The organism is Pseudomonas sp. NyZ201 (assembly GCF_049860765.1).
GTDB classification, from domain to species: Bacteria; Pseudomonadota; Gammaproteobacteria; order Pseudomonadales; family Pseudomonadaceae; genus Aquipseudomonas; species Aquipseudomonas bharatica.
Window position 1 is genome coordinate 4,056,122 of record NZ_CP187557.1, and the last position, 19,631, is coordinate 4,075,752.

Here is a 19,631-nt window from a genome sequence, read left to right on the forward strand (position 1 = left end):
GGAAAAGAGGCCCGAATCACGACTCGGTTTCAGCTTTCGCCTTACCGGTCATCAGTGCCTTTGCAGTAGTACGATAGGTTTTGTAGATCTGCTGAATTTCTGGATTATCGAGGCTTTCGTACGTAATGCCCTCTTTGTCCAGCCCATCCAGCCCTTTGATACCGCTGATGATCCCCGGCCACTCTTCCCGGCTGGAAATTTCTACCACAAACGGCTGTAGATAGCGGTCAAGATGCCCGGTCGACGGATCGCGAATTTCGTCACTGAGGGCACGCAGATACAGATCCTTCTGCGTTTTTGACCAATCGATGGCGAAACCTGCCCGGAACGAAAGCTCCATGAACACCAGCAATAGAGTGCGCCCATTACCGTCCAGGAACGGGTGAGCAAATGCCAGTTGCCCCATGACCTCTCCAGGGCGGGCCCGAAAGCGTTCACCATTGCCCGCCATTTGAAGCGCATAATCCACAGCTAGCCTGATCTGTGCAGGATGTTCAAATACGGTACTGTCGGGATCGCCATGCACGCCCTTGAAGACGGCAAGATGCGGCACAAGCTCATTTCGGTCTCTACCGGCCCAGGGGTAAAAGGCTGAAAAGAGAATTTCATGGACCTTGAGAACTGCGGCGTAGCCGATCGAACGCTCATTCTTCAGAAATGCGAGCGCATCCTCGATACTGGCTTCGAATGCCAAATGCTCCGACTCTTTAACCTCGATAGAATCTTTGAGCTGCAGCGCGTTCTGCAGATAACCTGCCGTCTCGAAATCTCCGAACGGGTCAAAAGTCATGCGCTGATCGGTTTCCTGGTGCGCCTCTTTTCAGCGAGATAGCGCCCTTGAAGCGCAATGATCTCAACCTTGCTTAGCACGCCTTTCCTTTTAAGGTTCACCAACAACTGCTCGACAACGTCCAGATTGACAACGTCACCAGCCAGGCGACTGATAGTCACTGCCATACCACTCACCCCGTCACGCGCTGCGGTAACGTTATGCTTTTTGGCAAGCTTTCGTACTTCAGTGGCAACACTGATATCAGAAGATCGGGTCATTTCAGGTCTCCAGTCCTGACCAAATCTTAGCATGGTGTCCATTGAGCAGACAGGCGTGCTGGAGAGGGAAGAAGGTATATGGCATAAACGAAAAAAGGCCCCGAAGGGCCTTTTTCTTTCACTCCAGAGTGACCAAAGAAATCACTCTGAAGCGCCATATTTGGAGCGGGAAACGAGACTCGAACTCGCGACCCCGACCTTGGCAAGGTCGTGCTCTACCAACTGAGCTATTCCCGCGTCGTCTTGATGGTGGGCATTGTATAGACTTGAAATATATCGTCAAGCCCTTGATTCAAAAAACTTTATTTTTTCTCGGAGCCTTCGCGCAGGTGCGGCCAGGCGGCACGAAGGTAATGCAGCATGGACCACAGGGTCAGGCCCGCCGCGATCATCAGCAAGGCATAGCCGAGCACTACCCAGGCGGTGAAGGCCGGTGGGTTGGCCAGGAGGATGACCAGCGCCAGCATCTGCGCCGCAGTCTTCCATTTGCCCAGGTTGGAAACCGCGACATGCGCCCTCGCCCCCAGCTCCGCCATCCATTCGCGCAACGCCGAGACCACGATCTCGCGGCCGATGATCACCGCCGCCGGCAGGGTCAGCCACAGGTTGGCGTGGACCTGCACCAGCAGCACCAGCGCCACGGCAACCATCAGTTTGTCCGCCACCGGGTCGAGGAAGGCGCCGAACGGCGTGCTCTGCTGCAGGCGTCGGGCCAGGTAGCCATCGAGCCAGTCGGTGGCGGCGGCGATGGCGAACACGCTGCTGGCTGCTACGTAGCTCCAGTGATACGGGAGATAGAACAGCAGAATGAAGATCGGGATGAGCAAGACACGAAGAACTGTAAGCAGATTCGGGATATTCATCAGGACAACTGGCCACAAGGTGAGCGGAGGATTCTACTCGCTATGCAGGCTGTCATAAATCGACTCGGCGAGCTTTTTGCTGATTCCCGGCGCCTTGGCGATTTCTTCCGCACTGGCACGGGACAATTCCTGCAGGCCGCCGAAATGTTTCAGCAGGTCGCGGCGGCGCTTCGGCCCGACCCCGGCGACATCTTCCAGGCTCGACGTGCGCCGCGCCTTGCCACGCCGGGCGCGGTGGCCGGTGATGGCGAAACGGTGGGCCTCGTCGCGGATCTGCTGGATCAGGTGCAATGCCGGGGAGTCGCCGCGCAAGGTGAATTCATGCTGCACATCGTTGAGGTAAAGCGTTTCGAAACCGGCCTTGCGCGTCACGCCCTTGGCCACGCCGAGCAGGGTCAGGTCGGGCACCTGCAGCGCCTGCATCACTTCCCGGGCCATGTTCAGCTGGCCCTTGCCGCCGTCCACCAGCAGCACGTCCGGCAATTTGCCCTCGCCGTCCTTGATCCGCCCATAGCGCCGGGTAAGGGCCTGCTGCATGGCGGCATAGTCGTCGCCGGCGGTGACGCCTTCGATATTGAAGCGGCGGTAATCCGACTTCAGCGGGCCTTCCGGACCGAACACCACGCACGAGGCCACCGTGGCTTCGCCGCTGGAGTGGCTGATGTCGTAGCACTCCAGGCGCTGCGGCACCTCGGGCAGACCGAGCACCTCGGCCAGGGCCTCGAAACGCGCCGCCATATGCTGGCGGTTGGCAAGACGGGCCATCAATGCCTGCTCGGCGTTGGTCACCGCCAGTTGCTGCCAGCGGGCGCGGGTACCACGCACCCGGTGGCTGATGCTCAACTCACGGCCGCGCAGGGTTTCCACCGCGTCGCGCAGGGCATCGAAGTCTTCGTGCAGCACGTTGACGATCAGTTCCGCAGGCAGTTCACGCTCGGAGTTGCCCAGGTAGTACTGGGACAGGAAGGCCGACATGACCTCGGCCACCTCCTCCTCGATACCCACCTGGGGAAAGAAGTTCTTGCTGCCCAGCACCCGCCCGCCGCGCACGCTGATCAGGTGCACGCAGGCGCCGCCCGGGTTGACGAACGCCGCGACCACATCGACGTCGCCGCTGCCGCCCTCCATGCTTTGCTGGTCCTGGACCCGGCGCAGCAGGGCGATCTGGTCGCGCAGCTCGGCGGCCTTTTCGAACTCCAGGGACATGGCGGCCTTCTCCATGTCGGCGTTGAGCTCGTTGGTCAGTTGATGGCTGCGGCCTTCGAGGAACATCACCGAGTGGCGTACATCGTCGGCGTATTCCTGGCTGTCCACCAGGCCGACGCACGGCCCCTTGCAGCGCTTGATCTGGTATTGCAGGCACGGCCGGGTGCGGTTGGCGTAGTAGCTGTCCTCGCACTGGCGAACGTGGAAGGTCTTCTGCAACAGGCTCAGGCTCTCGCGGATCGCGCCGGCACTGGGATAGGGCCCGAAGTACCTGCCCTTCTGCTTCTTGGCACCACGGTGGATGCCCAGCCGCGGGAACTCGCCGTCGGACAGGAAAACATAGGGGTAGGATTTATCGTCACGCAGCAGGATGTTGTAGGGCGGGCGCCATTCCTTGATCAGCGTCTGTTCGAGCAGCAGCGCCTCGGTCTCGCTGGAGACGATGGTGGTCTCGACATTGGCGATATGCCCGACCAGCGCAGCGGTCTTGGGTGCCAGGCCGGTTTTGCGGAAATAGCTGGCCAGGCGTTTCTTGAGATTCTTGGCCTTGCCTACGTAAAGCAGGCGACCGCCAGCGTCGAACATCCGGTAGACACCCGGACGGCCGCTGCAGGTCGCCAGAAAAGCACTTGGATCAAACGCGGGGGTCATGTTCAGAGGTTGGCATCAACCATACCGTGGCGGACCGCCAGCAAGGTGAGTTCCACATCGCTGGTGACCGAGAGTTTTTCGAAGATGCGGTAACGGTACGTGTTCACCGTTTTCGGCGACAAGCACAGTTTGTCGGAAATGATCTGCACCTTCTGGCAACCGACGATCATCAGGGCGATCTGGATTTCCCGCTCCGACAGGCTGTCGAACGGCGATGCGTTCTTCGGCTCGAAGGATTTGAGTGCCAGTTGCTGGGCAATCTGCGGGCTGATGTAACGCTGCCCGGCAAACACCAGGCGAATGGCCTGGACCATTTCCTCCAGCCCCGCGCCCTTGGTCAGGTAACCGGCGGCGCCGGCCTGGAGCAGGCGGGTGGGGAACGGATCGTCTTCACAGACGGTGACCGCTACCACCTTGATGTCGGGGTGACTGCGCAACAGCTTGCGGGTGGCTTCGAGGCCACCGATTCCGGGCATTTTCACGTCCATCAGGACCACGTCCGGCTTCAGTTCGCGGGTCTTCTTCAGCGCTTCTTCGCCGGAGTCGGCTTCGCCCACCACCTGCAGACCGTCGATGTCGGCCAGCATGCGGGTTATACCGGTACGTACCAGATCGTGATCATCGACCACCAGAACCCTAATCAAGCAGACACCTCGCCTTACGGTCTGAATTGGATCCGGCCACCTTATCAAAAAATCGCAGGGGGGACCTAACAGATTGCGTCACGAATATGACGTCAGATTTCATTTTTTCGACGCTCCGGTTTCGCTCTGTCGTATCAAGCCGATGCCACTTTGCCTACAGGCGACACGGCATTGCCCGCCAAGCTCTCCAGGAGATGTCTTACAGCCTGCTGATCCGCCGGTTGCAAGCGCCGGTAGCAGTCGAGCAGATGGTTTTCGCCGGGGCGAAGATCGTCGAGGGTTGCCGGCGTCGGCACGCCGCTGAGCACATAGAGGGCGTCCACCCCGCGTGCCGCGACCGCTGCGAGATAGTCCGCACGCGGGGTGCGCTCGCCACTTTCATATTTGCCCTGGGCGTTGGGCTCGACCCCGCCGATGTCGCCAAATGCCCGCTGGGTGAGGCCGAGGCGTTCACGTTCTTCCCTGAGACGTAGTCCAATACCCTTCATACGAATACATAATCCTTTGCAAAACACCCGATAGCGGGTAGGAAACCCGGTACATCCACTGCACCGTCAACAAGCGTGAACTATGCCTGCGCGGCGAAGTCCTGCACAAGCCATCCTACGCCTTTCGAAGGGTGTCAGCGGACGCTGCGCTGCATGCGGATGAAGCATTCCTCGGTGCCTTCTTCGCAAAATCCTTCACGCAGATAAAGCTGACGGGCCGGATTGGTTTTGAATACGGTCAAACGCAGCCACGACAACCGCCGCTGCGCCGCCCAGGCGTTCAATTCGCGCAATACCCAGGTGCCTGTGCCCCGACCGTGGCACGACTGGGCGATATGCAGTTCGCGGATATACAACGCACGCATGTCCTGGCTGAGGCTGCAAAAGCCCAGGCGCCGTTCGTCGTCCATGACCAGCCATTGCTCGCGCCAGCCCCAGGCCTGGTCGAAGGCCTCGTCCTGCCACAGCAGGTCGAATTCGCAGTAGTAGCGCAGCATGCCGCGCCGGGTCAGGTCACGGGCAAAGGGCAGGTCGAGGTCGCCGGCCCGGCGCAGTTGCAGGGTCATGGCGCGCGCTGCCCGTTCGATGCTGCAAGGACCTGTCGCCAACGGATCATGAGCCACCCCTCCATCACTGAAATCAATGGAGCTTACACCCGCTTTCATTGACTGGCGTCAGCTCGATCAGTGCCTATGCTAGTACGCTGCCCTGGTACAGGCAGGAGCCTGAAAATGTCGCCCCCGGACCCGTTCATGACTACCCAGACCAGCGCCGCCACTCCCTCGGCCGTGCTCGCTACACCCTCCGCCGGCTCCCGCGCGAGCCGAACCCCCGCCGTGGTTTTCTGCAGCCTGCTGATCGGCGCCCTGCTCTACACCGCCTGGAGCCTGCTGCGCGATATCGACGCCAGCGGCACGGTAATCACCACCTGGACCCCCTTCCTGTTGCTCGGCCTGGCGCTGCTGATCGCCCTGGGCTTCGAATTCGTCAATGGTTTCCACGACACCGCCAATGCAGTGGCCACGGTGATCTACACCAATTCCCTGCCGGCGCGCTTCGCCGTGGTCTGGTCGGGGTTGTGGAATTTTCTTGGTGTGCTGTTTTCCAGCGGCGCGGTGGCCTTCGGCATCATCGCCCTGCTGCCGGTGGAACTGATTCTCCAGGTTGGCTCCTCGGCCGGCTTCGCCATGGTCTTCGCCCTGTTGCTGGCGGCGATCATCTGGAACCTCGGCACCTGGTGGCTGGGCCTGCCGGCGTCTTCCTCGCACACCCTGATCGGTTCGATCATCGGCGTCGGCGTGGCCAATGCGCTGATGCACGGGCGCGACGGCACCTCCGGAGTCGATTGGGCCCAGGCCGGCAAGGTCGGCTATGCCCTGCTGTTTTCGCCGATCCTCGGTTTCGCCTGCGCCGCCGTGCTGTTGCTGGGCCTGCGCAAGCTGGTGAAGAACCGCGCCCTGTACGAAGCGCCAAAGGGCGACCAGCCGCCACCGCTGTGGATCCGCAGCCTGCTGATCGTCACCTGCACCGGCGTGTCCTTCGCCCACGGTTCCAACGACGGACAGAAAGGCATGGGCCTGATCATGCTGATCCTGGTCGGCACCCTGCCCATGGCCTACGCGTTGAACCGGACCATGCCGGAGGAACAATCGCAGCAGTTCGTCGTGGTCGCCGAGGACACGCGCCAGGCACTTTCGGGCTACATCACCGAGCCCCTGCTCAACGCGAAACCACGCGAGGTCCTGACCCAGTTCATCCGCACTCCGCAAGCCAGCCCCCTGCTGGTTCCGGCGCTCGCCGCGCTGGCCGGGGACATTGGTCACCAGGTGGACAGCTATGGCATTGCCGGCATTCCCGCCGAGGCGGTGAGCAACGTGCGCAACGACATGTACCTGACCAGCGAGGCGATCCGCCTGATGGACAAGCACGGGCTGCTGGAGGTGGACACCGCCACGCGCCAGACCGTGCAGCAGTTCAAGGGGGCGATCGACGATGCCACGCGTTTCATTCCGCTCTGGGTCAAGGTGGCCGTGGCCCTGGCCCTTGGCCTGGGCACCATGGTCGGCTGGAAGCGCATCGTGGTGACCGTCGGCGAGAAGATCGGCAAGACCCACCTGACCTACGCCCAGGGCGCCTCGGCGGAACTGGTGGCCATGTGCACCATAGGCGCTGCGGACCATTTCGGCCTGCCGGTGTCCACCACCCACGTGCTGTCTTCAGGGGTGGCCGGGACCATGGTCGCCAACGGCTCCGGGGTGCAGGGCAGGACCATCCGCAACCTGGCGATGGCCTGGATCCTTACCCTGCCGATGTCGATCCTGCTTTCCGCCACCTTGTACTGGCTGCTGACCCGCTTTATCTGATCAGGCGCTGTTGCTGCGCAGTTCACCGATCTTCTCCAGCCGCGCGCGGACGATATTGCGGCTGATGTTCAGCAGGCGCCCGGTCTGCAACTGGTTGCCGTGGCAGAAACGGTAGGCGGTGCGGAACACGGTCTCCTCGATATGCTCGTAGAGGTCGGGGATGTTCTGTTCGAACAGCGCCGTCAGCGCCGCTTCCAGATCCGGCGGTGCGGCCGGCAGGCGTTGCGGCAGGGCATGCTCCTCGTGGCGCACCCCGGTCGGACGCATGTCCACCAGGTGCAGGTCACCCGGCTGCACCCGTTGCTGGCGGCACACCAGCAAGGCGTGGTGGATGGCGTTTTCCAGTTCGCGGATATTCCCCGGCCAGCTGTGGGACAGCAACTTGCGTTCGCTTTCCGGGCTGAGGCTGGCGCGGTTGTAGCCCAGGCGCTGGCAGTGTTCCTCAAGGAAGAATTCGGCCAGGGGCAGGATATCCCCCGGCCGCTCGCGCAATGGCGGCAGGCGGATGGTCGCCACGTGCAGGCGGTAGAACAGGTCCTCGCGGAAATTCCCCGCCACCACTGCGTCGGCCAGGTTGACGTTGGTGGCGGCAACCAAGCGCACATTGATCGGGATCGGCGTGCGCGAGCCCAGGCGCACCACCTCGCGCTCCTGCAACACCCGCAGCAACTTGACCTGCATGTTCAACGGCAGGTCGCCGATCTCGTCGAGGAACAGCGTGCCGCCGTTGGCCGCCTCGAACCAGCCGGCCTTGGCATTGGTCGCCCCGGTGAAGGCGCCCTTCTCGTGGCCGAACAGCTCGCTTTCCACCAGGGTTTCGGCAAAGGCGCCACAGTTCACCGCCACGAACGGCTCGCGGCCACGACGGCTGAGTTGATGGATATGCCGCGCCACCAGTTCCTTGCCGGTCCCGGTCTCGCCGATGATCAGCGTATTGGCTTCGCTGGGCGCCAGGCGCTCGATGCGGCTGAGCAGTTCCTGGGAACGCGGGTCCTTGAACACCAGGACGGTAGCGCGAACGGTTTTGCTCAACTCGCGGGCATTGGGATGGGTAATCAGCGACATAGAAGGCATTCCTGGCATGGGTGGCGCGCCTTCATAGTGCACGAAACAAATTAGAACAAATAATTATTAATTTGCATTTGTATATTCCCAAAAGAATCAAGCGGATGGATTGCTGCTCCAGCAGCAATCAGCCAGCACCGAGGTGCTCCCTGGTCAGCACAGCGACCGCCACCGGCGTCCGGCCGCCCGGCGCAAAGCTGCGCCAGGCAAGGCCTGCGGGGCTTTCCCGGATAACTGGCATGGCTTTCGCTCAAGGGTGAGGGTATCGACCGTCGTCTCGCTCAAGGACCCTTCATGAAACTGCCCCACGCCCTCACCATCGGCCTCAGCCTGCTGACCCTGTCACTGACTGCCCTGGCCGCCGAAACCTACGCACCCAAGCCCGATCCGCTGCAAGGCGACGGCCGGGTCTCGGCGTTCTACACCTTCGACAAGGCGATCCCCGCCACACCGGGCAAACTGCTGCGCAGCGAACCCCTGGAGCAGACCCTCAGCCTGCCCGGCGCCGCCTCGCAACTGCGCATCCTCTACAGCTCCACCGACGGTATCGACGGCAAGACGCCGATCGCCGTTTCCGGCGCGCTGTTCATCCCCCACGGCAAGGCGCCGGAAGGTGGCTGGCCGGTGGTGACCTGGGGCCATGGCACGGTTGGCGTGGCGGACATCTGCGCGCCGTCCTGGTCGGGGCGCTCCTATCGTGACGTGCAGTACCTGGCGCGCTGGCTGAACGAGGGCTATGCCATCGTCGCCACCGACTACCAGGGCCTCGGCGTCCCCGGCGGCCATCCGCTGCTGAACAACCGCATGGCCGCCTACGGCATTCTCGACGCCGCCAGGGCGGTGATCGCCGGCGTCCCGGGCCTGGCCAACAAGGTGCTGGTGCTCGGCCAGTCCCAGGGTGGCGCCGGCGCCTTCGCCGCGGCCGCCTATGCGCCGACCTACGCGCCGGACCTGGGCTTGAAGGGCAGCGTCGGCACCGGGGTGATCTACACCGTCGGCAGCAAGAACGTCGGCGAGCAGGACCCGAACAAGGTCGATGCCGCCCTCGCCTACGGTTTCTACACCCTGCTTGCGGCGCAGCAGTACAACCCGAAGATCGACCCGCGCGACTACTACACCGACAAGGCCCTGCCGCTGTTCGAACAGGCCCGCACCAGTTGCCTGGCACAACTGACCGCCGACGTGATCGGCACCGGCCTGACCCCGGCCAATACGCGCAAGGCCAATGACGGCGAGCAACTGAAGGCCTGGCAGGCGCAGGTCAGCTACCCGACCCTGAAGCTGGCACAACCGATCTTCATCGGCACCGGCGCCGAGGACAAGACCCCCGCCGCCTCGACCCAGGTCGCCCTGATGCAGGACGCCTGCAAGGCCGGCTCGGTGGTCGAGGGCCATCTGTACAAGGGGCTGGGCCATAGCGAGACGGTCAATGCCTCGCTCAAGGACTCGCTGCCGTTCGCCCGCAAGGTCTTCGCCGGCGAAACCGTCGCCCCGGTCTGCAACCCCAGCGTGCAATAAGGACAGCGCCCCATGAGTATCGAATTCTTCACCCGCCTGCCCTTGCACGGCGAAACCCAGTTCCTCCCGGGCGACCCGCGCAACCGCGGCGACTGGCACCCCGGCGGCGACAGCACCGGCGCGGTATCGGGCTTTCGCGTCGGTGACCACTTCACCTACATCGACTACCTGGGGCAGATCGCCAAGGCCGCGGAGATCAACGGCTTCGGCGGCGTGCTGATGGTCAACGCGCCCTATGGCGAAGAGCCCTGGACCGTCTGCTCGCTGCTGGCCCGGGAAACCCGCACGCTGAACTACGTGGCAGCCTTCCAGCCGTACCACTACACCCCGTGGGTCGCGGTGCAGCAGGCCGCCACCTACCAGCGCGCCACCGGCAACCGGCTGATCTGGAACATCATCAACGGTGGCTCTGATGCGGTGCAGCGCCAGGTCGGGGATTTCTTCGAGCACGACGAGCGCTACGAGCGCGCCACCGAGTTCATGGACGTAGTGCGCGGCTACTGGAACTCGGAGAACTTCCATTACGACGGGCGCTTCTTCAAGGCTGGCGGCGGCGGATTGAGCGGCCCGCAGAAAAAGGCCGAACTGCCGCTGATCTGCACCGCCGGGTCATCGATCCCGGCGCGGGAGTTCGCCGCCAAGCATGCCGACTTCTACCTGATGCGTGCCGAGCATCCGGACAGGATCCGTGAACTGATCGCCGATATCCGCGAGCGGGCATTGAAGTACGGGCGCAGCGATATCCGCTTCGGACTGTCCATCGATGTGATCACCCGCGAAACCGAGGAACTGGCCCATGCCGAGGCCAAGCGCTTCTTCGACGAAGGCGTGGCGAAGAACACCATCAAGGCCGCGGCGGCCCATGCCGGGCTGCGCACCGCGCGCAAGCTCAGTTATGAGGAAGAATACGGCGACCGCGAGCAAAGCAAGCGCTTCGACGACTTCTTCATCTACCCGAACGTCTGGGCGGGCTTCGGCTACATCGGCATTCCGCCGGGGCTGGCGCTGGTGGGCAGCTATGAAAACGTGGTGGCGCGGATCCGCGAGTACAACGAACTGGGGATCGATGTGTTCTTCCTGGCGGGGTATCCGCATCTGGAGGAGGCTTATCGGTTGGGGGAGCATATCCTTCCGCATTTCCGCGGGGAGCGGGAGGCGTTGAAGCGGGCTGCTTTGCCTGGGCTTAAAGTGGCTGGCTGATAGCTCTTCATTGCTCTTTCGGGCCTCATCGCCGGCAACGCCGGCTCCCACAGGTATTGGGTACACCGCTGAACCCTGTGGGAGCCGGCGTTGCCGGCGATAGGGCCAGAGAGAACACCCTAGCGCAACCCGCCCTGCCGCAACCGGTACTCCCCCGGCGTCACCTGCGCATACCTCATGAAGAACCGGCTGAAATACGCCGGATCCTTGAACCCCAGGCTGTAGCAGATCTCGTTCGCCGAATTTCCGGTGAACAGCAGCAGCCGCCTGGCCTCCTGCATCACCCTTTCCAGCACCAGGCGCTTGGACGGCAGGTCGGCGATTCGCCGGCACACATCGTTCAGCCGCGCCTCGGTCACCCCGATGCCTTCGGCATAGCGCGACAGCGGCCAGTGCTCTAGGTAATGGGCTTCGATCAGTTCATTGAAGCGATGGAAGATGTGCAAGTCCTCATGCCGCGTGGTCCGCGCCGGCAGTGACCTGGCACACAGGCGCAGCAGGCTGGTCATCAGCAGCCGGGTCAGGCTGTGCAGCGCCGCCTCCCTGCCCGCCTCGGTTCCTTCCACTTCCCCATGCAACAGGTCGAACAGCACTTCCAGGCGCTGCGCCTCGACCGCGAACTTTCCTTCCAGGCCACTCAAGGCCACGCAGGCCGGCGCCACCTGGGCTCCCGGCGCCAGGCCGGGGTCGGCTTCAAGCAACTGCCACACCAGTTGCTGGCGCACCGTCAGCACATGCCCGTCGGCATCCGCCTCGGTGACGAACGAGTGTGGAATGGTCGGCGGCGTCAGAAAGAACATCGGCCCGGACTCGACGTATTGCTGGTCGTCCAGGTAGACCCGCACCGTCCCCGACTTGACGTAGTGCACCTGGAAAAACCGGTCATGGCGGTGCACCGGCATGTTGCGCCCGAAAAACCCGGCCAGGTTGCCGAGCTTGTCGTAATGCACTTCCGAGTCGCTGTAGCGCTGGTCGTAGACCTGGCCGATGTTGATGTTGGGGATCGGCGTGCGATCGCTCATGACTGCCCTCACCTCTTGCCGCTTTCTTGTTCTGCCCGCCAGCTTACCCCTGCGCCCGGCGATCGGCAGCTTGCATTTCGTTAACATCTTAATTATAACGTTAACACATTAACAATTACCCACGTGGGGCACCCCGTGTCGTCCCGCCCACTGCCAGGAGAAGAGCATGAGCCGTGCCCTGCATGACGTTGCCACCGGCACCCTGTTCGGCGTTGCGCTGAACTACAAGGGGCTGCTGGAACAGCGTCTCGCCGAATTCGAACAGGCGCCGTACCAGAAGCCACCGGTCAAGCCGGTGCTGTTCATCAAGACCCCCAACACCCGCAATGGCCACGGCCAGCCGGTGGTCTATCCCAAGGGCGTCGAGCGCCTGCAGGCCGGCCCCGCCCTGGGTGTGGTGATCGGCAAGCGCGCCACCCGGGTCAGCGCCGAACAGGCCCTGGACCACGTTGCCGGCTTCACCATCGTCAACGAATTCAGCCTGCCGGAAGAGAGCTACTACCGCCCGGCGGTCAAGGCCAAGTGCCGTGACGGTTTCTGCGTGATCGGCCCGGAGCTGGTGCCGGTGACACAGATCGCCGACCCGCATGCCCTGGACATCCGCCTGTTCATCAACGGCGAAGTCCGCCAGCAGAACAGCACCGCCAACCTGGTGCGCGGCATTGCGCAACTGATCGCCGAAATCACCGAGTTCATGACCCTGCATGAAGGCGACGTGCTGATCACCGGCACCCCTGAAGGCCGTGTCGATGTGCAGCCGGGCGACCAGGTCGAAATCGAAATCACCGGGCTGGGGCGCCTGGCCAATCCCATCGTCGCCGAACAGGAGGCCCACTGATGAAACACGCTCGTATCCGTTTCCAGGGTGAAGTCCATGCGGTGACCGTGGAAGCCGACAACGCCGTGCGCCTGGCCGATGGCAGGCTGCTCGGCGAAGACCAGGTCGAGTGGTTGCCGCCTGCCAACGGCAGCATGTTCGCCCTCGGCCTGAACTACGCCGACCACGCCGCCGAACTGGCCTTCGCCCCGCCAACCGAGCCGCTGGCGTTCGTCAAGTCGCCCGGCACCTACACCGGCCACAACCAGGTCACCTGGCGCCCGGACAACATCAAGTACATGCACTACGAGTGCGAGCTGGTGGCGGTGATCGGCAAGCCGGCGCGCAACGTCAAGCGCGAGGACGCCCTGGAGTACCTGGCCGGCTACACGGTCTGCAACGACTACGCCATCCGCGACTACCTGGAGAACTACTACCGGCCCAACCTGCGGGTGAAGAACCGCGACTGCACCACCCCGGTCGGCCCGTGGATCGTCGACGTGGCCGACGTGCCGGACCCGTCCAGCCTGACCCTGCGCACCTGGATCAACGGTGAGCTGAAACAGGAAGGCACGACCCGCGACATGATCTTCGACATCCCCTACCTGATCGAATACCTGTCCAGCTTCATGACCCTGCAACCCGGCGACATGATCGCCACCGGCACCCCGGAAGGCCTGGCCGACGTGGTGCCGGGCGATGAAGTGGTGGTGGAAGTGGAAGGTGTCGGCCGCCTGGTCAACCGCATCGTCAGCGAAGCCGAGTTCTTCGCCCAATACAAAAAAGAGGCATGAGCAGCATGATCAAGCACTGGATCAACGGCCGCGAGGTCGAGAGCAAGGACACCTTCGTCAACTACAACCCGGCCACCGGCGAAGCCATCGGTGAGGTCGCCAGCGGCGGTGCCGAGGAAGTTGCCCAGGCCGTCGCGGCGGCCAAGGAAGCCTTCCCGAAATGGGCCAACACCCCGGCCAAGGAACGCGCGCGGCTGATGCGCAAGCTGGGTGAACTGATCGACCAGAACGTACCGCAACTGGCCGAACTGGAAACCCTGGACACCGGCCTGCCGATCCACCAGACCAAAAACGTGCTGATCCCGCGCGCCTCGCACAACTTCGATTTCTTCGCCGAAGTCTGCACGCGCATGGACGGCCACACCTACCCGGTCGACGACCAGATGCTCAACTACACCCTGTACCAGCCGGTCGGTGTGTGTGGCCTGGTGTCGCCGTGGAACGTGCCGTTCATGACCGCCACCTGGAAGACCGCGCCGTGCCTGGCCCTGGGCAACACCGCGGTGCTGAAGATGAGCGAACTGTCGCCGCTGACCGCCAACGAACTGGGCCGCCTGGCCGTGGAAGCCGGCATTCCCAATGGCGTGCTCAACGTGATCCAGGGTTACGGCGCCACCGCCGGCGACGCCCTGGTGCGCCACCCGGACGTGCGCGCGATCTCCTTCACCGGCGGTACCGCCACCGGCAGGAAGATCATGCAGACCGCCGGCCTGAAGAAGTACTCCATGGAACTGGGCGGCAAGTCGCCGGTGCTGATCTTCGAGGATGCCGACCTGGAGCGGGCACTGGACGCCGCGCTGTTCACCATCTTCTCGCTCAACGGCGAGCGCTGCACCGCCGGTAGCCGGATCTTCATCCAGGAAAGCGTGTACCCGCAGTTCGTCGCCGAGTTCGCGGCGCGCGCCAAGCGACTGATCGTGGGCGATCCGACCGATCCGAAGACCCAGGTCGGCTCGATGATCACCCAGGCGCACTACGACAAGGTCACCGGCTACATCCGCATCGGCATCGAGGAAGGCGCCACCCTGCTCGCCGGTGGCCTGGAGCGCCCGGCCAACCTGCCGGCGCACCTCGCCAAGGGCCAGTTCATCCAGCCGACCGTGTTCGCCGACGTGAACAACCGGATGCGCATCGCCCAGGAAGAAATCTTCGGCCCGGTGGTCTGCCTGATCCCGTTCAAGGACGAGGCCGAAGCGCTGCAACTGGCCAACGACACCGAGTACGGCCTGGCCTCGTACATCTGGACCCAGGACATCGGCAAGGCCCACCGCCTTGCCCGTGGCATCGAGGCCGGCATGGTGTTCATCAACAGCCAGAACGTCCGCGACCTGCGCCAGCCGTTCGGCGGCGTGAAAGGCTCGGGTACCGGTCGCGAAGGCGGCCAGTACAGCTTCGAGGTGTTCGCCGAGATCAAGAACGTGTGCATCTCGATGGGCAGCCACCACATTCCGCGTTGGGGTGTGTAAGCCCGCCTAGATCCAGGGTGTACACCGAACCTGTGGGAGCGGGTTCACCCGCGATTGCGGTGGTGGCTTCACTACCGCAATCGCGGCGGCTCGGCGTTCCGATAAACCCGCTCCCACAGGGGTCCGCGTAACGAACAAGAAACCAGGAGTTCCACCATGGGCGAAGTCGTCCTGGCAGCCAAGGTCTGCCACGTCCCCTCGATGTACCTGTCGGAGTTGCCCGGCAAGCACCACGGCTGTCGTGAAGCGGCCATCGCCGGGCACAAGGAAATCGGCCGCCGCGCCCGCGAACTGGGCGCCGATACCGCCGTGGTGTTCGATGTGCACTGGCTGGTCAACAGCGCCTACCACATCAACTGCGGCGAGCATTTCAAAGGCGTCTACACCAGCAACGAACTGCCGCATTTCATCAAGGACATGGCCTTCGAGTATCCCGGCTGTCCTGAACTGGGCGAACTGATCGCCGCCGAGGCCAACGCCGCCGGTGTGCGTACCCAGGCCCACAATATCCCGAGCCTGGAGCTGGAATACGGCACCCTGGTGCCGATGCGCTACATGCATATGGGCGTGCCGGAGGAAGAACGCCTGAAGGTGGTGTCCATCGCCGCCTGGTGCGCCTGGCACCGCCTGGAAGACAGCCTGGCCTTCGGCGCCGCCGTGCGCCGGGCCATCGACAAGAGCGACCGCAAGGTCCTGGTGCTGGCCTCCGGCTCCCTCTCCCACCGTTTCTCCGACGACCGCAACGCCGAAGCCAACATCCACAACTGGACCCGCGAATTCGACAAGCAGGTCGACCTGCGCGTGGTGGAGCTGTGGAAGCAGGGTCGCTTCAAGGAGTTCTGCGCGATGCTCCCCGACTACGCCACGGCCTGCTACGGCGAAGGCGGCATGCACGACACCGCGATGCTCCTCGGCCTGCTCGGCGGCGCCGATTACGACAAGCCGGTGGAGGTCCTGACCGAGGCCTTCGGCAGCTCCGGCACCGGGCAGATCAACGCCATCTTCCCGCTCTGATTCCAAGGAGGCCCCATGCCCCATTTCATCGCTGAAATCACCGACAACATCGAAGCCCGGGCCGACCTGCCCGGCCTGTTCGAGAAGGTCCATGCCACCCTCGGCGCCAGCGGCGTGTTTCCCCTGGGCGGCATCCGCAGCCGCGCGGTGCGCCTGGACACCTGGCGCATGGCCGACGGCAAGCACGACTACGCCTTCGTCCATATGACCCTGAAGGTCGGCCACGGCCGCGACCTGGAAACCCGCACGAAAGTCGCCGAGCAGCTCTTTGCCGTGATCACCGAGCACTTCGCCGCCCTGCAGGCCGAGCGCTTGCTGGCCCTGTCGTTCGAGATGAGCGAACTGCACCCGCAACTCAACTTCAAGCAAAACAACGTCCACGCGTTTCTCGACAACCAGGCGGGTTGACCTCCCCGCCTGAAAATCCCATGGCCACTCTGACAAAAAGTACAAGATCATGAGCACAGCCAATACCGCAGATAGCGTCACCCTTGCCCGTCAGGATTCGACCCATTCCACCGTGACCTGGCGGCTGATGCCGCTGTTGCTGATGTGTTACCTGTTCGCCCACCTCGACCGCATCAACATCGGCTTCGCCAAGATGCAGATGAGCACCGACCTGCACTTCAGCGACACCGTGTACGGCTTCGGCGCCGGACTGTTCTTCATTGCCTATGCGCTGTTCGGCGTGCCGAGCAACATTGCCCTGGATCGCTTCGGCCCGCGGCGCTGGATCGCCACGCTGATGGTGGTCTGGGGCGCGCTTTCGACCAGCATGCTGCTGGTACAGACGCCCACCGGCTTCTATGTGCTGCGCTTCCTCCTGGGCGTGGCCGAGGCCGGGTTTTTCCCGGGTATCCTGGTCTATCTCAACCGGTGGTATCCGGCCCGGCGCCGCGCCGGGATCACCGCGCTGTTCGCCATCGCCGTGCCCATGGCCGGGGTGATCGGCGGGCCGCTGTCGGGTGGCATCCTCGAGCTGTTCCACGACGCCGCCGGCCTGCGCGGCTGGCAGTGGATGTTCCTGATCGAGGGTGCGCCGGTCGTCCTGCTCGGCATGGTCGTCCTCAAGTGCCTGCCGGACAGCTTCGCCAGTGTCGACTGGTTGAGCGCCGAGCAAAAACAAAGCCTGCGCGACGAGCTGGACAAGGAAGAGCAACGCAAGTCGATCACTTCCTTCAGCGGCATCCTCGGCGACGCCCGGGTCTGGCTGCTGGTGGCGGTGTACTGCGCGGTCATGCTGGCGGTGAACACTCTGGCCTTCTGGATGCCGACCCTGATCCACGCCGCCGGCATCGGCAGCGACGGCCGTGTCGGCCTGCTCAGCGCCGTGCCGTACCTGGCCGGCTGCTGCTTCATGATCGCCTGCGGGCGCTCCTCGGACCGCCGCCGCGAAAGACGCTGGCACCTGTGCGTACCGCTGCTGATGTCCGCCGTCGGCATCGCCGTGGCCGGCATATCACCACAGAACCCGACCCTGGTGATGAGCGGCCTGATCGTCGCCGGCATGGGCGCCAGCGCGGCCCTGCCGATGTTCTGGCAATTGCCCCCGGCCTTCCTGGCCAACACCACCCAGGCCGCCGGCATCGCCCTGATCAGCTCGTTCGGCAGCATCGCTTCGTTCGCCGCGCCCTACCTGATCGGCTGGATGCGCGACACCACCCACAGCGCCAGCCTTGCCCTGTACGTGCTGGCCTTCTTCATCACCCTTGGCGGCCTGCTGGTGCTGCGCACCCACGCCGCCACCGTCAACCCTCAGTAAGAGACTCGATCATGCTCGACCACAGCCAGATCCTCAGCGCCGCGGCCCAACTGGACCGGGCCGAACGCAACCGCGAACAGGTGCGCCAGTTTTCCCTGGAGCACCCCGGCATCACCATCGAGGACGCCTATGCCATCCAGCGCGCCTGGGTGGCGCAGAAGATCAAGGACGGGCGCAAGCTGGTCGGCCACAAGATCGGCCTGACCTCTCGCGCCATGCAGGTTTCTTCCAACATCACCGAACCGGACTACGGCGCGCTGCTGGACGACATGCTGTTCGAGGAAGGCAGCGACATCCCGTTCGAGCGCTTCATCGTGCCGCGCGTGGAAGTGGAGCTGGCGTTCATCCTCGGCAAGCCGCTGAAGGGGCCGAATGTCACGGTGTTCGATGTGCTCGACGCCACCGAGTGGGTGATTCCGGCCCTGGAAATCATCGACGCGCGCATCCAGCAGGTCGATCCGCAGACCCAGGTCACCCGCAAGGTCTTCGACACCATCTCCGACAACGCGGCCAACGCCGGCGTGGTCATGGGCGGACGCCCGGTGCGGCCGACCGATATCGACCTGCGCAAGGTCCCCGCAGTGCTTTACCGCAACGGCGTGATCGAGGAATCCGGGGTTTCCGCCGCCGTGCTCAACCACCCGGCCAAGGGCGTGGCGTGGCTGGCCAACAAGCTGGCGCCGTACGACGTCACCCTGGAGGCCGGGCAGATCATCCTCGGCGGCTCCTTCACCCGCCCGGTGGCGGCGCGCCCGGGCGATACCTTCCATGTCGACTACGACATGCTCGGCTCCATCGCCTGCCGTTTCGTCTGATCAGGAGGTCTCCATGGACATGCCCATCAACCGCTTCAAGCAGCGCCTGCAGCAGGACCAGGCGCAGATCGGCCTGTGGCTCGGCCTGGCCGACGCCTACTGCGCGGAGCTGGCGGCCAACGCCGGTTTCGACTGGCTGCTGATCGACGGCGAGCACGCGCCGAACGACCTGCGCGGCATGCTCGCGCAACTGCAGGCGGTGGCGCCCTATGCCAGCGAGGCGATCATCCGCCCGGTGATCGGCGACACCGCGCTGATCAAGCAGATCCTCGATATCGGCACGCAGACCTTGCTGGTGCCGATGGTCGACAGTGCCGAGCAGGCGCGGCAACTGGTGCGTGCCATGCATTACCCGCCCAGGGGCGTGCGTGGCGTGGGTAGCGCGCTGGCGCGGGCGTCGCGCTGGAATAGCATTCCCGGGTACCTCGATCACGCCGATGCGCAGATGTGCCTGCTGGTGCAGATCGAGAACCTGGAGGCGCTGGCTAACCTGGACGAGATCGTGGCCGTGGAAGGAGTCGATGGCGTGTTCATAGGGCCGGCGGACTTGAGTGCGTCCATGGGCCATCGCGGCAATCCGGGGCACCCGCAGGTTCAGGCGGCGATCGAGGACGCCATCCTGCGGATCACCAAGGCCGGCAAGGCGGCGGGGATCCTCAGCGCCGACGAGAAACTGGCCCGGCGCTATATCGAACTGGGGGCCAGGTTCGTCGCGGTGGGGGTGGATACCACGGTGCTGATGCGCGGGTTGCAGGGCTTGGCGGCGAAGTTCAAGGAAGGCCAGGTGGTACAGCCAACCTCCGGCGGCGTCTATTAGTCAGTCATCGCTGGCAAGCCAGCTCCCACAGGTCCAGCGCTGGACTCGATACCTGTGGGAGCCGGCGTTGCCGGCG

Annotated in this window: 20 protein-coding genes and 1 tRNA gene; 11 read left to right on the forward strand and 10 right to left on the reverse strand. The window is 63.8% G+C overall.

Going from position 1 to position 19,631, the window contains the following annotated elements; all coding sequences use genetic code 11:
- Positions 1–16: 16 nt before the first annotated feature.
- The 8 genes from ACPFMA_RS17935 to ACPFMA_RS17970 all read right to left on the reverse strand — a co-directional run bounded on the left by ACPFMA_RS17935 (position 17) and on the right by ACPFMA_RS17970 (position 5,468).
- A complete protein-coding gene (locus tag ACPFMA_RS17935; protein WP_425928382.1) occupies positions 17–790 on the reverse strand; it encodes a Fic/DOC family protein in 774 nt (257 codons plus the stop codon).
- Positions 787–1,050 (reverse strand): hypothetical protein, encoded by a 264-nt coding sequence (locus ACPFMA_RS17940; RefSeq protein WP_064302947.1) that lies wholly within the window; start codon positions 1,048–1,050, stop codon positions 787–789. Before ACPFMA_RS17940 ends, ACPFMA_RS17935 begins: the two co-directional genes overlap by 4 nt.
- Positions 1,051–1,211: 161 nt before the next feature.
- Positions 1,212–1,287, reverse strand: a tRNA-Gly gene (locus ACPFMA_RS17945).
- A gap of 65 nt (positions 1,288–1,352) precedes the next feature.
- Entirely contained in the window at positions 1,353–1,913 is a 561-nt protein-coding gene (gene pgsA, locus ACPFMA_RS17950; protein WP_009394220.1) for a CDP-diacylglycerol--glycerol-3-phosphate 3-phosphatidyltransferase, read from the reverse strand.
- A gap of 33 nt (positions 1,914–1,946) precedes the next feature.
- Positions 1,947–3,770, reverse strand: a complete 1,824-nt coding sequence (gene uvrC / locus ACPFMA_RS17955; RefSeq protein ID WP_425928383.1) for an excinuclease ABC subunit UvrC — start codon at positions 3,768–3,770, stop codon at positions 1,947–1,949.
- Positions 3,771–3,772: 2 nt separating this feature from the next.
- Positions 3,773–4,414 (reverse strand): response regulator transcription factor GacA, encoded by a 642-nt coding sequence (gene gacA / locus ACPFMA_RS17960; RefSeq protein WP_009394222.1) that lies wholly within the window; start codon positions 4,412–4,414, stop codon positions 3,773–3,775.
- A 134-nt stretch (positions 4,415–4,548) separates the two neighbouring features.
- Positions 4,549–4,902 carry a helix-turn-helix domain-containing protein gene (locus ACPFMA_RS17965; RefSeq protein WP_009394223.1) on the reverse strand — a complete coding sequence of 118 codons (354 nt, stop codon included), beginning with the start codon at positions 4,900–4,902 and terminating at the stop codon, positions 4,549–4,551.
- A 134-nt stretch (positions 4,903–5,036) separates the two neighbouring features.
- Positions 5,037–5,468, reverse strand: a complete 432-nt coding sequence (locus tag ACPFMA_RS17970; RefSeq protein WP_425928384.1) for a GNAT family N-acetyltransferase — start codon at positions 5,466–5,468, stop codon at positions 5,037–5,039.
- Between the two features lie 186 nt (positions 5,469–5,654).
- Between ACPFMA_RS17970 and ACPFMA_RS17975 the strand changes: the two genes are divergently transcribed.
- Entirely contained in the window at positions 5,655–7,265 is a 1,611-nt protein-coding gene (locus tag ACPFMA_RS17975) for an inorganic phosphate transporter (RefSeq protein ID WP_425930608.1), read from the forward strand.
- On the opposite strand, the gene ACPFMA_RS17980 is transcribed toward ACPFMA_RS17975, so the two are convergent.
- A complete protein-coding gene (locus ACPFMA_RS17980) occupies positions 7,266–8,330 on the reverse strand; it encodes a sigma-54 interaction domain-containing protein (protein ID WP_420058454.1) in 1,065 nt (354 codons plus the stop codon). It lies immediately after the preceding gene.
- Between the two features lie 294 nt (positions 8,331–8,624).
- On the opposite strand from ACPFMA_RS17980, the gene ACPFMA_RS17985 reads away from it, so the two are divergent.
- Positions 8,625–9,848, forward strand: coding sequence for a lipase family protein (locus tag ACPFMA_RS17985; protein ID WP_420058455.1), 1,224 nt, complete (start codon positions 8,625–8,627; stop codon positions 9,846–9,848).
- Between the two features lie 12 nt (positions 9,849–9,860).
- Positions 9,861–11,048, forward strand: a complete 1,188-nt coding sequence (locus ACPFMA_RS17990; protein WP_425928385.1) for an LLM class flavin-dependent oxidoreductase — start codon at positions 9,861–9,863, stop codon at positions 11,046–11,048.
- A 119-nt stretch (positions 11,049–11,167) separates the two neighbouring features.
- On the opposite strand, the gene hpaA is transcribed toward ACPFMA_RS17990, so the two are convergent.
- A complete protein-coding gene (gene hpaA, locus ACPFMA_RS17995) occupies positions 11,168–12,070 on the reverse strand; it encodes a 4-hydroxyphenylacetate catabolism regulatory protein HpaA (protein WP_064304449.1) in 903 nt (300 codons plus the stop codon).
- A 166-nt stretch (positions 12,071–12,236) separates the two neighbouring features.
- On the opposite strand from hpaA, the gene ACPFMA_RS18000 reads away from it, so the two are divergent.
- The 8 genes from ACPFMA_RS18000 (at position 12,237) to hpaI (ending at position 19,555) form a co-directional block, all read left to right on the forward strand.
- Positions 12,237–12,908 carry a fumarylacetoacetate hydrolase family protein gene (locus ACPFMA_RS18000; RefSeq protein WP_064304450.1) on the forward strand — a complete coding sequence of 224 codons (672 nt, stop codon included), beginning with the start codon at positions 12,237–12,239 and terminating at the stop codon, positions 12,906–12,908.
- On the forward strand, positions 12,908–13,681 hold the full coding sequence (locus ACPFMA_RS18005) for a fumarylacetoacetate hydrolase family protein (protein ID WP_009394231.1): 774 nt from the start codon (positions 12,908–12,910) through the stop codon (positions 13,679–13,681). Before ACPFMA_RS18000 ends, ACPFMA_RS18005 begins: the two co-directional genes overlap by 1 nt.
- Positions 13,682–13,686: 5 nt before the next feature.
- Complete coding sequence (gene hpaE, locus ACPFMA_RS18010; protein ID WP_420058472.1) at positions 13,687–15,147, forward strand: 5-carboxymethyl-2-hydroxymuconate semialdehyde dehydrogenase; 1,461 nt, start codon at positions 13,687–13,689, stop codon at positions 15,145–15,147.
- A gap of 156 nt (positions 15,148–15,303) precedes the next feature.
- Positions 15,304–16,161 (forward strand): 3,4-dihydroxyphenylacetate 2,3-dioxygenase, encoded by an 858-nt coding sequence (hpaD, locus tag ACPFMA_RS18015; protein WP_420058459.1) that lies wholly within the window; start codon positions 15,304–15,306, stop codon positions 16,159–16,161.
- 15 nt (positions 16,162–16,176) lie between these two features.
- Entirely contained in the window at positions 16,177–16,569 is a 393-nt protein-coding gene (locus ACPFMA_RS18020; protein ID WP_009394234.1) for a 6 5-carboxymethyl-2-hydroxymuconate delta-isomerase, read from the forward strand.
- Between the two features lie 49 nt (positions 16,570–16,618).
- Positions 16,619–17,923: an MFS transporter gene (locus ACPFMA_RS18025; RefSeq protein WP_425928387.1), complete on the forward strand. Its 1,305-nt coding sequence runs from the start codon at positions 16,619–16,621 to the stop codon at positions 17,921–17,923.
- Between the two features lie 11 nt (positions 17,924–17,934).
- Positions 17,935–18,738: a 2-oxo-hept-4-ene-1,7-dioate hydratase gene (hpaH, locus tag ACPFMA_RS18030; protein WP_009394236.1), complete on the forward strand. Its 804-nt coding sequence runs from the start codon at positions 17,935–17,937 to the stop codon at positions 18,736–18,738.
- A gap of 13 nt (positions 18,739–18,751) precedes the next feature.
- Entirely contained in the window at positions 18,752–19,555 is an 804-nt protein-coding gene (hpaI, locus tag ACPFMA_RS18035) for a 4-hydroxy-2-oxoheptanedioate aldolase (protein ID WP_425928388.1), read from the forward strand.
- The last annotated feature ends 76 nt before the right edge of the window (positions 19,556–19,631 follow it).

Bases quoted from the DNA above. Each gene is read 5' to 3' on its own strand.
- ACPFMA_RS17935 (WP_425928382.1), bottom strand. From the start codon at position 790: ATGACTTTTGACCCGTTCGGAGATTTCGAGACGGCAGGTTATCTGCAG.
- ACPFMA_RS17940 (WP_064302947.1), bottom strand. From the start codon at position 1,050: ATGACCCGATCTTCTGATATCAGTGTTGCCACTGAAGTACGAAAGCTT.
- pgsA (WP_009394220.1), bottom strand. From the start codon at position 1,913: ATGAATATCCCGAATCTGCTTACAGTTCTTCGTGTCTTGCTCATCCCG.
- uvrC (WP_425928383.1), bottom strand. From the start codon at position 3,770: ATGACCCCCGCGTTTGATCCAAGTGCTTTTCTGGCGACCTGCAGCGGC.
- ACPFMA_RS17965 (WP_009394223.1), bottom strand. From the start codon at position 4,902: ATGAAGGGTATTGGACTACGTCTCAGGGAAGAACGTGAACGCCTCGGC.
- ACPFMA_RS17970 (WP_425928384.1), bottom strand. From the start codon at position 5,468: ATGACCCTGCAACTGCGCCGGGCCGGCGACCTCGACCTGCCCTTTGCC.
- ACPFMA_RS17975 (WP_425930608.1), top strand. From the start codon at position 5,655: ATGACTACCCAGACCAGCGCCGCCACTCCCTCGGCCGTGCTCGCTACA.
- ACPFMA_RS17980 (WP_420058454.1), bottom strand. From the start codon at position 8,330: ATGTCGCTGATTACCCATCCCAATGCCCGCGAGTTGAGCAAAACCGTT.
- ACPFMA_RS17985 (WP_420058455.1), top strand. From the start codon at position 8,625: ATGAAACTGCCCCACGCCCTCACCATCGGCCTCAGCCTGCTGACCCTG.
- ACPFMA_RS17990 (WP_425928385.1), top strand. From the start codon at position 9,861: ATGAGTATCGAATTCTTCACCCGCCTGCCCTTGCACGGCGAAACCCAG.
- hpaA (WP_064304449.1), bottom strand. From the start codon at position 12,070: ATGAGCGATCGCACGCCGATCCCCAACATCAACATCGGCCAGGTCTAC.
- ACPFMA_RS18000 (WP_064304450.1), top strand. From the start codon at position 12,237: ATGAGCCGTGCCCTGCATGACGTTGCCACCGGCACCCTGTTCGGCGTT.
- ACPFMA_RS18005 (WP_009394231.1), top strand. From the start codon at position 12,908: ATGAAACACGCTCGTATCCGTTTCCAGGGTGAAGTCCATGCGGTGACC.
- hpaE (WP_420058472.1), top strand. From the start codon at position 13,687: ATGATCAAGCACTGGATCAACGGCCGCGAGGTCGAGAGCAAGGACACC.
- hpaD (WP_420058459.1), top strand. From the start codon at position 15,304: ATGGGCGAAGTCGTCCTGGCAGCCAAGGTCTGCCACGTCCCCTCGATG.
- ACPFMA_RS18020 (WP_009394234.1), top strand. From the start codon at position 16,177: ATGCCCCATTTCATCGCTGAAATCACCGACAACATCGAAGCCCGGGCC.
- ACPFMA_RS18025 (WP_425928387.1), top strand. From the start codon at position 16,619: ATGAGCACAGCCAATACCGCAGATAGCGTCACCCTTGCCCGTCAGGAT.
- hpaH (WP_009394236.1), top strand. From the start codon at position 17,935: ATGCTCGACCACAGCCAGATCCTCAGCGCCGCGGCCCAACTGGACCGG.
- hpaI (WP_425928388.1), top strand. From the start codon at position 18,752: ATGGACATGCCCATCAACCGCTTCAAGCAGCGCCTGCAGCAGGACCAG.